The sequence below is a fragment of the Azorhizobium oxalatiphilum genome (assembly GCF_014635325.1).
Lineage (GTDB): Bacteria > Pseudomonadota > Alphaproteobacteria > Rhizobiales > Xanthobacteraceae > Azorhizobium > Azorhizobium oxalatiphilum.
Window position 1 is genome coordinate 75,515 of sequence record NZ_BMCT01000014.1, and the last position, 15,130, is coordinate 90,644.

A 15,130-nucleotide genomic window follows, 5' to 3' on the forward strand; every position below is an offset into this window, starting at 1 on the left:
CACCTGTCCTGAATTGAGCCAATGCTTAGCATCAGGTTACGAGAGGAGAGCGGCCCCGGCATGAAGCCGGGGCCGTCCCGCGTCAGCCGCGATAGATGCGCGAGGCGCGCTGCTCGGCGCGCCGGGCCGCTTCCTCGGGGGAGCGCTGGCCGGTGGCGGCTTCCGCCACCATGTCGACCACGATCCAGTCCGCCATGGCGGCGGCCGACTGCGGGCCGAGCGGGCCAGCGAAGCCGTTTGGCCGCAGGGTTTCGGAGGCCTTGGCATAGGGGGCGTGGATCGGGTTGGAGGTCCACACCGGATTGCTGGCGAACGCCTTCAGCGTCTGACAGCAATAGGCCTGCGAGCCCTGGATCCAGGCATTCATCTGGTCCGGCTCGAACATGAAGGACAGATAGGCCTGCGCCGCCTTCGGATATTTGGTGTATTTGAAGATGCAGGCCGAAGTGGTCTGGTGCAGTTCCACCGACTTGCCCACCGGCCCGATGGGCAGGTTGACGGAGCGCATGTCGGCGGCCATGTCGGCCAGCTTCGGATCGTTCTTGGCGGCGTAATAGAGCGACACGCCGTTGGCGGTGACGGAGATTTCACCGGCGAGGAACGCGCGGTTGTTGTTCACGTCCAGCCAGCTTTCCGTGCCCGGAATGAAGCTCTGGTACAGCTCGCGGGCGTATTTCAGCGCGTTGATGGTCTCCGGGCTGTTGATCTTCACCTTGCCCTTGTCGTCCACCATCTCGCCGCCGTGGCTCCACAGCACCCAGTGGCAGAAGTTGTTGCCGTCACCCACGCCGTGGCCGAGCGTGAAGCCCATGGGGTGGTTCTTCGCCTTCAGGGCTTTCGCGAGTTCAAGGAAGGACTTGGTGTCCTTCGGGAATTCCGAGAAGCCCGCTTCCTTCACCCAGCTGTCGCGATAGATGATGGCATTGCCGATGGTGGCGAGCGGCAGGGCCACGTAGCGGCCGTTGTTCAGCGCATAGGCCTCGGGGGCCGCATACCAGCCGCCATTGGCCGCGCCGAGCCCCTTGGCGAGGTCGCTCACGTCGAGCAGCTTGTCGGGATACTGCTGGGCGTCATCGAACCACACCCAGACGATGTCCGGGCCGGAGCCCACATTGGCGGCCACCGCCGCCTTGGGGCGGATGTCTTCCCAGCTCTCCTTGTCGACGCGCACCTCGATGCCGGTCTTCTCGGTGAACTTCTTGGTGTTGGCGAGCCAGGCGTCTTCTTCCGCCTTCACGAACGGCGCCCAGCGCAGCAGGCGCAGGCTGGCGCCCGGCTCCGGATCGAACTTTGGCAGCGCTTGCGCAAGGCTCGGCGTGCTGCCCAGCATGGGCAGGGCAGCCGCACCCGCGAGCCCGGCACCGCCCATCAGCACGTCGCGTCTGGAAATGGTCATCTTGGCGTTCCTCCGTTGGGTGCCGGAACGGCCTGCCTGCCGGCCCGGCGGTTTGGCGTTGCCCGTGCCGCGTCCGTTGAACGGGTGTTCAACGGCGTGGTCTTCTGGGCAGGGATCACCCTGGCAATAATGCCCCGTTGGATCGGGGCTTCTGACAAAGCACGTAATGTCTTTGATGTGTCGTTTCTTGTTCTTGCTTTCCGGAGACCGTCCGGTGGGTCCAGCTAGGGTTTGCCGGCGGTTTCCCCGCCCTTTGGGCTTGGGGAACTGGCGTTCCGCCGGCTCAACGCTCAGAGCCGCTGGCCGCTCACGGCGTCGAACAGATGCGTCATCCCCGGCTGGGGCGAGATGTGGATGGTTTCGCCGGGCGCCAGCGACAGGCGCTCGCGGAACAGGCAGGCGATCTCCTGCTCGCCGACCCGCACGATGGCGAGGATCTCCGAGCCGGTGGGCTCCACCACGACGATCTCCACCGGCACGCCCTGCGGGTCGATGCGGACATGCTCGGGGCGCAGGCCGTAGATTGCGTCCTTGCCCACCGCGCCCTCCGGCACCCGGTCGAGCGGAAACTTCGCGCCGCTCGGGGTGACGAAGGCGGCGGTGCCGTTCACCTGCACCTTGCCCTTGATGAAATTCATGGAGGGCGAGCCGATGAAGCCAGCCACGAACTGGTTGGCGGGCTGGTCGTAGAGATCGAGCGGGGCGCCGATCTGCTCCACCACGCCGTCATGCATTACCACGATCTTGTCGGCCATGGTCATGGCCTCGATCTGGTCGTGAGTGACGTAGACGGTGGTGGTCTTCAGCCGCTGGTGCAGTTCCTTGATCTCGGTGCGCATCTGCACGCGCAGCTTGGCATCGAGATTTGAGAGCGGCTCGTCGAACAGGAACACCTGCGGATCGCGCACGATGGCGCGGCCCATGGCCACGCGCTGGCGCTGGCCGCCGGACAACTGGCGCGGAAAGCGATCCAGCAGATGGGAGAGGCCGAGGATGCCGGCGGCGCGGTTCACGCGGGCATCGATCTCCGCCTTCGGCGCTTTGCGCAGCTTGAGCGAGAAGCCCATGTTGGCGCCCACCGTCATGTGCGGATAGAGCGCGTAATTCTGGAACACCATGGCGATGTCCCGCTCTTTCGGCGGAACCTCGTTGACCACGCGGTTGCCGATGCGGATCTCGCCGCCGGAGATGTTCTCCAGCCCGGCGATCATGCGCAGCAAAGTCGATTTTCCGCAGCCCGAGGGGCCGACCAGAACCACGAACTCGCCGTCGTGGATGTCGATATCGACGCCATGAATAACGGGCGTCGAGCCATAGGCTTTCGTGACTGCGCGGATATCGACCGTCGCCATCGTGCACTGCTCCCTGTCTACCCTTGCGGGTGTCATCCCCTGCGGGAGGCCCTTGGCGGGGCCATCGGTGCGGGGGCGCCCGTTACGGGCTGCGTCGTCCTACCCATAAGGCTTCCGTTTGACGGTTTTTCCGTTCTCGGAGCCCGAATTGTCCGCTTGGCAGCGGTTGCATGCCCCTTGGCGAGGGCGCGGGAGTGATCATGGGGCGGTAATGGCCGACGATCAAGCGGAGATTAAAACGATTGAACCAAAGCATGAGGGCGCTTATCCAAGACCGGGTCGGGAGCTCTTTCTGCTTCGATTGTCTCGCAATCCGGGCAGTAAGACGTTCCCCATCAAAGTGTTAGAGACCGATTTTCCGGCCGGGCCGTTGCGGCCTCAAGGGAGCGGGCTCTAAGGCGTCCGGCGCGTTCCGTGCCGCGTTTCCTCCGTCTGCCAGAGAGTTGAACGCCATGACCTCCGCTCCCTCCACGTCCGCCCGCCCGAAGCTGCTCCTCACGGGGCCGATCATGGAGGCGGTTGTCGAGCGCCAGCTGGAACAGCACTTCACGCTGCTGGGGCCGGACAATTTCGAGGCGATCATCGCCGCCGAGGGGGCCGAGATCCGGGGCCTTGCCACCAAGGGCAAGATGCGGGTGGACGGCGCGCTCATGGATCGCCTGCCCAATCTGGAGATCGTCTCCAATTTCGGCGTCGGCTACGACACCGTGGATGCCGCCGCCGCCGCCGAGCGCAAGATCATCGTCACCAACACGCCGGACGTGCTGAACGAGGAAGTGGCGGATCTCGCTGTCGGCCTGCTGCTCGCCACCGTGCGCGAGTTGCCGCAGGCGGACGCCTACGTGCGCGCCGGCAAGTGGCTGAAGGGGCCGTATCCGCTCAGCGCCACCCTGCGCGACCGCAAGGTGGGCATCGTCGGCATGGGCCGCATCGGCAAGGCCATCGCCAAGCGGCTGGAGGCGTTCGGCCTGCCCATCGTCTATCACACCCGCCGCGCCCAGCCGGACGTGCCCTTCCAGCACTATGACAACCTCATCGCCATGGCGAAGGACGTGGACACGCTGGTGCTGATCCTCCCCGGCGGGGCCGCCACCCGCAACCTCGTCAATGCCGAGGTACTGGAGGCGCTGGGACCGCGCGGCATCCTCGTCAACGTGGCGCGTGGCACCGTGGTGGACGAGCCGGCGCTGCTCAAAGCGCTGCAGGACAAGACCATCCTTGCCGCCGGCCTCGACGTGTTCGTGGACGAGCCGCGCGTGCCGGAAGCCTTCTTCGCCCTCAACAATGTGGTGCTGCTGCCGCATGCGGGGTCTGCCACCCACCACACACGCGAGGGCATGGGCCAGCTGGTGGTGGACAATCTGGTGTCCTGGTTCGCCGGCAAGGGCCCGGTGACGCCGGTTGGCGAGACGCCCTGGCCGAAGTGATAGGCCGAGGCAGGTGAGGCGGCGGGACGCCCGGCTTGGCGATCCTGCCGCGTCGGGAGCGGTTGACTTTCCCGGCGAACGGGGACTGCCTTAGGAGTGGGTGCGCGGGGGCGCATCCGCCACGCCTCACACACCGGAGGTCTGGTGTGTGAGGGTGTCCTCGGCGGGCTCATCCCCGCGCGGGGACGCGGGCTTCAGCGGGTGCCGTGTGCCGGCGCCAAAGTGGAAGGTCTGCGATGCGATCCGGCTTCCTCCCCCTCCCAATCCTGGACGGCGCCGACGCGCCCCTCCTTTCCTCAATGTCGGGGCAGGTGCCTTTGGCTTCCTCGCGCGCGCGCGAGCGCGCGGCCTGTTTTTCCGCCGCGCGTTCTTCGGGGTACGGCGCGGTCCTGTGGGCCGTCATGCTTGGGGTCATGGCCGCAGGCTCGACTGCCGGTGATGTCGCGCAGGCCCAGTCCAACGCCCCGCCGAAGCCGCCTGTGAGCGTGCCGGCGAAACCCGCAGCTCCCGGCACCGCAGCCCAGAAGCCCGTGCCGGCACCCAAGGCGCCGGACCCGGCACTGAAGGCGGAAGCGGAGAAGCGGGCGGGCTCCCTGATGCTGGCTAGTGCCGATGGTGAGCGCAACTGCCCCGTGGAGCTGAAGACCGCCGTCGCCGCTTCGGGCTTCGCTTTGTCCTTCGGGACCGGGGGCTGCCCGGCGGTGCCGTTCACAGCGCAGGTGGCCGGCTGGCTACCCGATGCCTCGGGCTCAATCGTCATGGTTTCGGCCCAGGGCCGTCAGGTGGCCGAATTCACCGAAGGGGCCGGTGGCGCCTATGAGGCGCTCAGGGAAGGGGACGGCGTCTATTTTTTGGCTCCGCCCGCCGCCCTGCAGGAGGACATGGCCCGGCCCGAGGAGATGCTTGGCACGTGGGATCTCTCGCGGACGGCCGGCACCCCGCTTTGTCGCTGGGTCTTCGGGGAGGGCGCGGCGGCCAAGGGTGGCTTTTCGGTCACAGTGATGCCGGGCTGCGACAGCGCGCTGGCGGGCTTCGCGCCCACCTCCTGGCGGCTGGAGGGAGGAAATGTGCTCGTCAGCTCCGGCTCAGGCGCCAGCACGCTACGATTCGCCCGACAGGAGGACGGCGGCTGGGCGAAGGTACCGGAGCGCGGTCGTCCATTGCTCATGTCGCGGCCCTGATACGGTTAACAGGGGCTTTGGCGTTGTAGCCCCTTGTCGCGGCGACGGATGAGCATTTGGAATCCGTCTCGAATGTGGCGAAAATGCAACGCGAGAATCCAGCAACCATGCGGGGTTGCCTATTGGTTGTGCAACCCGTGCCTCATTTTTTGCGTTGGACACGATCCCGAAAACTGTTTCTCTCTCATCACAAATTTCTGATAGGGGGGTACAGCGTATGAAGACTTGGGCAAATATTGCGGCTGGTGCGTTGCTTGCGACTGTTGCGTCTGTCGGTGCTGCTTCTGCCGCCGACCTGGCCACCATGCCGGTGAAGGCCGTTGTGGCCGCGCCCGAGCCGCCGCCGTTCGATGTGGCCTTCGGCGTGAAGTTCACCACTGACTACATTTTCCGTGGCGTCACCCAGACCGACGGCAATGCGGCTGTTCAGGGCTATGCCGAACTGCGCGCCTGGGATTGGGTCTACCTCGGCATCGCCGGCTCCAACGTTGACTTCCCGGCCTATGCCGGCATGTCCGATCCGTCCGCCGAGATCGACCTCTACGGCGGTCTGCGCCACACCTGGGGCGCGTTCACTGGTGACGTCGGCTTCATCTATTATTACTACACCGGCCAGGCCAATAACGGCGCCTACGGTGGTGGTTTCCCGGCCAATCAGCTGGACTTCTGGGAAATCTACTTCAAGCCCACCTATGTCGTGAACGACATCGTTACGGTCGGCGGCAATCTGTTCTACACCGACAGCTTCGCTGGTTCGGGCGCCTCGGGCACCTATCTGTCGGGCACTCTCAAGATCGCCCTGCCCAACTACACGTCCAACAAGGACTGGGGTTGGTACGTCTCGGGTGAGCTTGGCTATCAGTGGCTGGGGGATACCGACCTGAGCAGCCAGTATATCCTGGCGGGCAATTCCAACTACGCGCTGGTCGATTACACGACCTGGAACGTGGGCGTGGGCTTCACCTACAAGGCCATGACCATCGACCTGCGCTACTACGACACCGACCTGAACCGCGACCAGTGCTACACCAACACGGCGCTGTTCAACGGTTGCGGCGATCGCTACGTGGCCAGCATCTCGTTCGACACCTCGCTGCTGTCGCTCAAGTGATCTGAGGGGGCGACCGGCGCCGACGGGGAACCAGAATACCCGCAAGGCTGGAAGCAATCAGACGACGCCGTGCCCGAAAGGGCGCGGCGTTTTTCGTTTTGGAGCCTGCTTAAGGGGGCGGCGGGAACGGAAAGGGAAGGTCGTCCGGCAGCCGATTTGCGCCGGTTTCGATCCCTGGATGTTCCGGTCTTGCTGGAAGCTGTCCCGTTGCGGGACAGTGTCGGCACGGGTGGCCGTGCCGGATGGCTCAGATCAGCCGCAGGCCCTTCAGGCTGGCGTGGCCGTCCTTGCCGACGATGATGTGGTCATGCACTTCGATGCCCAGGGGCTTGGCTACGTCAATGATCTTGCGCGTCATGTCGATATCTGCGCGCGAGGGAGTCGGGTCGCCGGATGGGTGGTTGTGGCAGAGGATCAGCGCCGAGGCGGAAACCTCCAGCGCCCGTTTCACCACCTCGCGCGGATAGATGGGCGCGTGGTCCACGGTTCCGGTGTGCAGCACCTCGTCGGCGATCAGCTGGTTGCGCTTGTCGAGGAACAGGATGCGCACCTGCTCGCGATCGGCAAACGCCATGGCGGTGCGGCAATAGTCCAGCACCGCGCTCCATGAAGATAGCACGGTGCGCTTCTTCATCTGGCCCTTGGCAATGCGCTGGGCCGCCGCCTGCACCAGCTTCAGCTCGGTGATGATGGCGTCCTTTACGCCGGGGATCTCGGCCAGCAACCGCTCGGGCGCGGCCACCACCTCGGCGAAGGAGCCGAAGCGCTCCACCAGAACTTTCGCCAGTGGCTTCACGTCGCGCCGGGGCACGGCGCGGAACAGGATCAGTTCCAGCAACTCGTAATCGGGCAGGCTCTCTGCCCCCGACTGGCGGAAGCGGGCGCGCAGCCGATCGCGATGGCCGTGGAAGTGCGGCGCTTCCTCAAGGCCTTCATCCGGCTCGCGCGCCATTTCCGCCCCTGTGACGTGTCAGCCGATGGAGTAGGGCGGCTTGTGGTAGCCCTTGGGGCTCAGGGTGAAGATCTCGCAGCCGGTCTCGGTCACGCCCACGGCATGCTCGAACTGGGCCGAGAGGGAGCGGTCGCGGGTCACGGCGGTCCAGCCGTCGGACAGCACCTTCACGTGCGGGCGCCCGAGATTGATCATCGGTTCCACGGTAAAGATCATGCCGGGCCGCAATTCCGGCCCTTCGCCTTTGCGGCCGACGTGCACGATGTTCGGTTCGTCGTGGAACACCTGACCGACGCCGTGGCCGCAGAAGTCACGCACCACGCTCATGTGCTGCGGCTCCACGAAGGCCTGGATGGCGGCACCGATGTCGCCCACATGGGCGCCGGGCTTGATGGCCTCGATGCCGATCATCATGGACTCGTAGGTCACGTCCAGCAGGCGCTCGGCCCGGCGAGGGATTTCCCCGATGGCATACATGCGGCTCGTGTCGCCGTACCAGCCGTCCACCACCAGCGTGATGTCCACGTTCACGATATCGCCTTCGCGCAGCGGGCGCGGGTTCGGCATGCCGTGGCAGACCACGTGGTTTACGGACGTGCAGACCGAATAGCGATAGCCGCGATAGTTCAGCGTCGCCGGATAGGCGCCGTGAGCCACCGCGAAATCGAACACCAGCTTGTCGACGGCCTCGGTGGAGACGCCGGGGCCGATCATTTCGGAGACGGCATCCAGCGCCTGCGCGGCCAGTTGCCCGGCCTTGCGCATGCCGGCGAAGCCTTCCGGGCCATGCAGCTTGATATGGCCGGTCTTCCGCAGCGGCGCATTGGCCGCTTCCACATAGGTCATCACGCGTCTCCGGCGCGCTTAACCGCGCCCATTCTAAGGATTTGCCTCCAGATTTAGGCCAAGCGGCGCGCAAAGCAAGCGGGGAGGGCAAGGTCGCCTGCATCTGCCGGCGTGGGCGACGGGGGCAGGGCGGTTGTCAGCCCGCGTCCAGCAGTCGCACCCGCAGGCGCTCCAGTGTGCGCGTGAAGGCGGATGGGTCGTCGAGGGCGCGGGCGATGACCAGGCCGCCCTGAATAGCGACCACCGCTTCCTCGGCGAGATCGCCGGCCAGCTCTGGCCTATGGCCGAGCCGGCAGAGCGCGGAAGCCAGTGCATCGCGCCAGCGGGTGAAATAGCCGGAGAGGCGGGCGGCGAAGCGGTCGCGCGTGAGATTCAATGCCAGCACACCTACAAGGCACACCCTCCGGCCGGAACGAAAGTAGGCGTCGGTGCCGTCCAGCATGCGGGTGATGGCCGCGCGGGGATCTTCATCCTCGCGCAGCGGCTGGTAGACCTCGGTCTCGAACCAGTGGTCGATATGGTCGAGCACCGCCTCCGCCATCTCCTCTTTCCCACCGGGGAAGAAGTGATAGAGGCTGCCCTTGCCGAGCCCGGTGCGAGCGGTGATGTCGGCAAGGCTCGCGCCTTCGAAGCCATGCTCGCGGAACACCTCGCCCAGTTCGGGCAGCACGTCCTCGCGGGTGCGGGCGGTCTTCTTCTGGTTCATGCGTCCTGTCGCGTGTATCGGGCCGCTCAGAGGCCCAGCTCGGTGAGGCCGGGATAGTCGAGCGGCCGGGGGCCCTTCTCCCAGATGAACTTCCGGTCCGCCTTGGCGATGGCGACGTCGTTGATGCTCGCCTGTCGTTTGCGCATCAGGCCGGCCTCGTCGAACTCCCAGTTCTCATTGCCATAGGAGCGGAACCAGTTGTCCGCCGCATCGTGCCACTCATACTGGAAGCGCACGGCGATGCGATTGTCGTGGAAGGCCCAGACTTCCTTGATGAGCCGGTAGTCCAGCTCCTTCTGCCATTTGGCGGCCAGAAAGGTGACGATCTCCGCGCGGCCGGTGATGAAGTCGGAGCGGTTTCGCCACACGCTGTCGGGCGTGTAGGCCAGCGACACCTTCTCCGGATCCTGATTGTTCCAGGCATCCTCGGCCATGCGGGCCTTCTGGGCAGCGGTCTCACTGGTGAAAGGCGGAAGCGGCGGACGGGACATGAAACGTCTCCTGCGCTCTGTACCATTTGGTACACTGCAATGTACTGATCGGTACGGCAGTGATCCGAGGCGGTCAAGATGCAAAGCGGGACAAGCCCCGCCGGCGGCCGCGCAAAAATGCGAACGGGAAAGCCAATCCCCTCTTCCAACGGCGAAAAGGCTCCCCACATCTGCCGTGGCGGTCGCGCTCGAAAGCAGCGCGGACACCGCTGCGGTGGCCGGGGATACCGGGACCGCATCCAGGCGATCGGGGCGCGCTTCTTCAAGGCGCCCGGACGTTGAGGAGGGAAAACATGAATTTTGAGATCTACACCGAGCGCGCGCGCGGTTTCGTCCAGTCGGCCCAGTCGCTGGCCGTGCGTGAGGGCCACCAGCAGTTCGTGCCCGAGCATCTGCTCAAGGTGCTGCTCGACGACCCCGAAGGCCTTTGCGCCGGCCTCGTCCAGCGCGCGGGGGGCAACCTCCAGCAGATCCGCGACGAGACCGAAGCCGCCATCGGCAAGCTTCCCAGGGTGCAGGGCGGTTCCGGCCAGGTCTATCTGGCGCAGGGCATCGCGCGCGTCTTCGACGCTGCCGAACAGGCCGCCAAGAAGGCGGGCGACGGCTATGTGACCGTCGAGCGCCTGCTGCTGGCGCTGGCCATCGAGAAGGAAACCGAGGCGGGCAAGATCCTCGCGCGCGGCGGCGTGACCCCTCAGGGTCTGAACACCGCCATCGAGGCGCTGCGCAAGGGCCGCACGGCTGACACCGCCACGGCGGAAAACGCCTATGACGCGCTGAAAAAGTATGCCCGCGATCTCACCCAGGCTGCGCGGGACGGCAAGCTCGACCCGGTGATCGGCCGCGACGAGGAAATCCGCCGCACCATTCAGGTGCTGGCGCGCCGCACCAAGAATAATCCCGTGCTCATCGGCGAGCCGGGCGTCGGCAAGACCGCGATCGTGGAGGGCCTCGCCCGCCGCATCGTCGATGGCGACGTGCCGGAGAGTCTGAAGAACAAGAGCCTGCTCGCCCTGGACATGGGCGCGCTGATCGCGGGCGCGAAGTATCGCGGCGAGTTCGAGGAGCGCCTGAAGGGCATCCTTCAGGAGGTCACTTCGGCCGACGGCGGCATCATCCTGTTCATCGACGAGATGCACACCCTTGTCGGCGCGGGCAAGAGCGATGGGGCCATGGACGCCTCCAATTTGCTGAAGCCCGCGCTGGCGCGCGGCGAGCTGCACTGCGTCGGCGCGACCACGCTCGACGAGTACCGCAAGCATGTGGAGAAGGACCCGGCGCTGGCCCGCCGCTTCCAGCCGGTGTTCGTCAGCGAGCCCACGGTGGAGGACACGGTGTCCATCCTGCGGGGCCTCAAGGAGAAGTACGAGCTGCATCACGGCGTGCGCATCACCGATAGCGCGCTCGTGGCCGCCGCCACCTTGTCCAACCGCTACATCACTGACCGCTTCCTCCCCGACAAGGCCATCGACCTGATGGACGAGGCCGGCTCGCGGCTGCGCATGCAGGTGGATTCAAAGCCGGAAGAACTCGACAGCCTAGACCGCGACATCGTGCGTCTGCGCATCGAGCAGGAGGCGCTGAAGAAGGAGACCGACACCGCCTCGCAGGACCGCCTGAAGCGGCTGGAGAAGGAGCTGGCCGATCTGGAGGAGAAGTCCGCCGAACTCACCTCCAAGTGGAAGGCCGAGAAGGACAAGCTCGGCGCCGCCACGGACGTGAAGGCCAAGCTCGACCAGGCCCGTGCCGATCTCGCGATCGCGCAGCGCCAGGGCGAGTATCAGAAGGCCGGCGAGCTGACCTATTCGGTCATTCCCGATCTTGAGAAGCGCCTCGCCACGCTTGAGGCCGCCGGGCAGGCGGGCACCATGGTGATGGAGAGCGTCACGCCGGACCATATCGCGGGCGTCGTCTCGCGCTGGACCGGCGTGCCGGTGGACAAGATGCTTCAGGGCGAGCGCGACAAGCTGCTGCGCATGGAGCAGGAACTGGCCAAGCGCGTCATCGGCCAGACCGAGGCGGTGGCCGCGGTCTCGACCGCGGTGCGCCGGGCGCGCGCCGGTCTGCAGGATCCGAACCGGCCCATCGGTTCGTTCCTGTTCATCGGCCCCACCGGTGTCGGCAAGACCGAGCTGACCAAGTCGCTGGCGAGCTTCCTGTTCGACGACGACACGGCAATGGTGCGCATCGACATGTCGGAATACATGGAGAAGCACTCCGTGAGCCGGCTGATCGGCGCCCCTCCCGGCTATGTCGGCTATGAGGAAGGTGGTGCGCTCACCGAAGCCGTGCGGCGCCGGCCCTATCAGGTCGTGCTGTTCGACGAGGTGGAGAAGGCCCATCAGGACGTCTTCAACGTCCTCCTGCAGGTGCTCGACGACGGGCGCCTGACGGACGGACAGGGGCGCACCGTGGACTTCCGCAACACTCTCATCATCATGACCTCGAACCTCGGGGCCGAATATCTGGCGGATCCCCGCCAGCCGGTCGGCTTCGGCATTCCCGGCCATGACGGCGAGACGGTGGTCACTGACGAGGAGGCCTATGAGCTGGTGATGCAGGCGGTGCGGCGTCATTTCCGCCCTGAATTCATCAACCGCATCGACGAGATCGTCATGTTCCACCGGCTCAAGAAGGAGCAGATGGGCGGCATCGTCGAGATCCAGCTCAAGCGTCTGGCGAAGCTGCTGGAGGATCGCAAGATCACCCTCGACCTCTCGGATGCGGCGCTCGGCCATCTGGCGGACAAGGGCTACGACCCGGCCTATGGCGCGCGTCCGCTGAAGCGGACGATCCAGAAGCTGGTGCAGGATCCGCTCTCGCACATGCTGCTGGCCGGCGAGGTGCCGGACGGCGCGGTGGTTCACGTGGACCTGGAAGGCGGCAAGCTCGCCTTCCATCCTGAGCGCGGTGCGGCCGCCACCGAGGAACAGGCCGCCTGAGCCTGCGCACAGCACTGAAAGCAGAAACGCCCGGCGATGAGCCGGGCGTTTTCTTTTGCGTGCGTGTCTGGAAGGCCGATCAGCGCGACCGGCTGGTCCCGTTGTTTCCGTTGCCGGCGGCGGAGGCCACCTTGGGCGGCACCGGCGCGTGGCTGAGCAGCGCCTCGATGCGCTCGCGCTCCTTGGTGAACTCGGACAGAACCTTGCCGTCGAGCGCCCGGCCGCGCGGCAGGCGCACGCGCATGGGATCGACGAAGCTGCCGTTGATCTTCACCTCATAATGGAGATGCGGGCCGGTGGAGAGGCCGGAGGAGCCCAGATAGCCGATGAGCTGGCCCTGCCGGATCTGCTGGCCTTCCTTCAGCCCCTTGGCGAAGCCGGACTGGTGGGAATAGGTGGTGACATAGCCGTTGGCGTGCTGGATTTCCGTGTGCCGGCCATAGCCGGACTTCCAGTTGGCATAGATGATCGTGCCATTACCCGCCGCATAGATCGGCGTGCCCACCGCGTCCGACCAGTCCACGCCGGTGTGCAGCTTGGAGATGCCCAGGATGGGGTGGCGGCGATAGCCAAAGGGCGAGCGCATGATGCCGCCGGCGATGGGCTTGCGGACGAGGAACTTTTTGGCGCTCTTGCCTTCCTCATCATAGTAATCGACGAGGCCGTCGTCCGGGGTCTGGAAGCGATAATAGCGCCGCGTCTCGCCATTGGTGGTCAGCGTCGCATAGAGCACTTCGGCGTCGGTGGCGCTGTCTTCGGAATACAGCACCTCGAAATTGTCGCCCGGCTTCACGCGGCGCTGGAAGTCCACGTCGAAGGAATAGATGCGCACCAGATCGGCGATGACGCTGCGCGGCATCTCGTTGCGCAGGGCCGTCTCGTAGAGGCTCTCATAGAGCCGGATGCCGGGACGGCCGTCATCATCCTCATCGTCCGACATGTCTTCGGAGACACCGCCGATGTCGCTCTCGGTGGGCTCGGCCACGGAAACGAAGCTGCCGGTGTCGGAAGCGGCCACCGTTCCTTCATGGCCGGCATCGCTGAACAGCGAGACGCGCAGCGGATGCACCTTCTTGGCCGTGTCTTCCTGCAGCAGCAGGCGAATGCGCAGGCCGTCCTTCACTGTGCCGTCACGGCCGCGACGGAAGGCGGCGGCGAGCGCGCGGGCTTCCTCCTGCGACACGCCGGCATCGGTGAGGATGGAGACGATGGTGTCGCCCTTCTTCACGACCATGGTGCTGTCGGACCAGTCGTTGCCGCCGGAGGTGTCGGCCGAGGTCTTGTCGAGATAGCTGACGTTCTCCATTACCTCGGGGCGGCCGAGGCCGGGCACGGGGGGGATGGGGCCCATGACGCCGGGGCCGGTGGGCATGCCGTACTGGCCCTCGGAGGCATAGGCCAGCGAGGGACTGCCGGCGGTGCCCGGCGCCGGCGGGCGACCGGTGATGGCGGTGGGCAGGCCCACGGGCACGGGCTGCGAGCGGGCAAGTTCCGCTGTTTCGCGCACCTTGCCGAGCACGCTCTCCATGGGCACGGCCGAGCCGTAATGGGCATTGCCGGGGGCAGCCGAGAGATCACGCATGACGAGGGTGATCTCGCCGGTGGGCTCGGCCTGCGGCGCGCTTTCCTGCGGATCGGCGGACTGGGCGACGATCTGCGCCGGGTTGAAGCGCGGAATGTTGGTTGAGACCGAGGTGACGGTCATGGCGAGGTTCGCCGCCACGCGCGTGAACGGGCGCACGCGGATGATCTCCTTGTCGCCCACCTTGGTGGCGGTGGAGACACGGAAGGTCTGGCGCGCGCTATTGGCTTCCGCCAGCAGCGACATGCGATCACCCTTGCGGGCGGTGTTGGAGGGCCGTTCGCCCACGGCCAGCGCGCCGCGCAGCGCGTTACGGACCGTTTCGGGCATGGAAGCGAAGCGGTGGTCGCCATCGAGGGCGGCATAAACAGCGCCGCCCATGAGGAAGGAGCCGCAAAGTCCGGTGAGCAGGGTCGCGGCCAGCCAGCGCACGGAGATGCGCCGCCGGTCGATCACCTCCTCGTCGCCGTCGACGCCGAGCGGAGCGTCCTCGCCGAGGCCCGCCGTGCTCGTTGCGTCGCGCCAGGCGCCCGCCGACCGTCGCTGCTGCAAATCCCGTCCCTTTGCTGATGACCGCGCCGGCCATCCGGCGCGCTGGCGATCCTCTTGACGTCCGCGAGCCGCGAGGCGGCTCAAGGCGCGTCGCGGTGAAGTCCGCGTTTCGCAACGCAGATGTCTACCGCAAGAGCGGCTTTGCGCAAAATGCGCCACCGCAAACCCTGCTCCAGCGCGAAGCTGAAGAACCGTATGCCGATCGGATGTGACAGGTGCGGCGCGGCAAAAACATGGCGGTGGGGAAGGAGAGCACAGCGGATCCCGTACACGCGTGCGCGCGAGCGCACGCCAGGGGGCAGGAGGATGGGAACCGTTTCCCTCTTCAGGTGTCGGATGAAGAGGCGTGCCGCGAAAGTTTTTCGAACTTTTTTGCGGCCGGGAAGGGTGAAACCGGCGTGCTGCGGCGCGACCGGCTTTTCGTCGTGCCTAGGAGAAGGGCAGAGGAAACCCTTGCCAGCTCACGATCTTCCACATGTGCGCCGCACCACTTGTCCACATTGTCATCAGCGTTTCATCGAACGTTCGATTGCGGTGTTGACACCCAAAAGGGGTGCCTCTATAACCCGGTTCATCGACGACGGGTTGCCGC

Annotated in this window: 11 protein-coding genes; 4 read left to right on the top strand and 7 right to left on the bottom strand. The window is 65.9% G+C overall.

Annotation, left to right across the window (positions count from 1 at the left end; genetic code table 11):
* Positions 1-82: 82 nt before the first annotated feature.
* Complete coding sequence (locus IEW24_RS28095) at positions 83-1,396, bottom strand: ABC transporter substrate-binding protein (RefSeq protein ID WP_188584232.1); 1,314 nt, start codon at positions 1,394-1,396, stop codon at positions 83-85.
* Between the two features lie 290 nt (positions 1,397-1,686).
* A complete protein-coding gene (locus IEW24_RS28100; RefSeq protein ID WP_188584233.1) occupies positions 1,687-2,748 on the bottom strand; it encodes an ABC transporter ATP-binding protein in 1,062 nt (353 codons plus the stop codon).
* A gap of 452 nt (positions 2,749-3,200) precedes the next feature.
* Here IEW24_RS28100 and IEW24_RS28105 point away from each other — a divergent pair, with 452 nt between their 5' ends.
* The 3 genes from IEW24_RS28105 to IEW24_RS28115 all read left to right on the top strand — a co-directional run bounded on the left by IEW24_RS28105 (position 3,201) and on the right by IEW24_RS28115 (position 6,467).
* Positions 3,201-4,175, top strand: a complete 975-nt coding sequence (locus tag IEW24_RS28105; protein ID WP_188584234.1) for a 2-hydroxyacid dehydrogenase — start codon at positions 3,201-3,203, stop codon at positions 4,173-4,175.
* 401 nt (positions 4,176-4,576) lie between these two features.
* Positions 4,577-5,356: a protease inhibitor Inh/omp19 family protein gene (locus tag IEW24_RS28110; protein WP_188584235.1), complete on the top strand. Its 780-nt coding sequence runs from the start codon at positions 4,577-4,579 to the stop codon at positions 5,354-5,356.
* A 217-nt stretch (positions 5,357-5,573) separates the two neighbouring features.
* Positions 5,574-6,467 carry a TorF family putative porin gene (locus tag IEW24_RS28115; protein WP_188584236.1) on the top strand — a complete coding sequence of 298 codons (894 nt, stop codon included), beginning with the start codon at positions 5,574-5,576 and terminating at the stop codon, positions 6,465-6,467.
* A 247-nt stretch (positions 6,468-6,714) separates the two neighbouring features.
* Here the strand turns inward: IEW24_RS28115 and radC are convergent, their stop codons facing one another.
* The 4 genes from radC to IEW24_RS28135 form a co-directional block, all read right to left on the bottom strand.
* Complete coding sequence (gene radC, locus IEW24_RS28120) at positions 6,715-7,419, bottom strand: RadC family protein (protein ID WP_188584237.1); 705 nt, start codon at positions 7,417-7,419, stop codon at positions 6,715-6,717.
* A gap of 18 nt (positions 7,420-7,437) precedes the next feature.
* Positions 7,438-8,265, bottom strand: a complete 828-nt coding sequence (gene map, locus IEW24_RS28125) for a type I methionyl aminopeptidase (RefSeq protein WP_188584238.1) — start codon at positions 8,263-8,265, stop codon at positions 7,438-7,440.
* 136 nt (positions 8,266-8,401) lie between these two features.
* A complete protein-coding gene (locus tag IEW24_RS28130; protein ID WP_188584239.1) occupies positions 8,402-8,971 on the bottom strand; it encodes a TetR/AcrR family transcriptional regulator in 570 nt (189 codons plus the stop codon).
* Between the two features lie 26 nt (positions 8,972-8,997).
* Positions 8,998-9,462: a nuclear transport factor 2 family protein gene (locus tag IEW24_RS28135; RefSeq protein WP_188584240.1), complete on the bottom strand. Its 465-nt coding sequence runs from the start codon at positions 9,460-9,462 to the stop codon at positions 8,998-9,000.
* Between the two features lie 293 nt (positions 9,463-9,755).
* On the opposite strand from IEW24_RS28135, the gene clpB reads away from it, so the two are divergent.
* Positions 9,756-12,404: an ATP-dependent chaperone ClpB gene (clpB, locus tag IEW24_RS28140; RefSeq protein WP_188584241.1), complete on the top strand. Its 2,649-nt coding sequence runs from the start codon at positions 9,756-9,758 to the stop codon at positions 12,402-12,404.
* A 79-nt stretch (positions 12,405-12,483) separates the two neighbouring features.
* Here clpB and IEW24_RS28145 read toward each other — a convergent pair whose 3' ends face one another.
* Complete coding sequence (locus IEW24_RS28145; RefSeq protein ID WP_188584242.1) at positions 12,484-14,538, bottom strand: M23 family metallopeptidase; 2,055 nt, start codon at positions 14,536-14,538, stop codon at positions 12,484-12,486.
* Between the last annotated feature and the right edge of the window lie 592 nt (positions 14,539-15,130).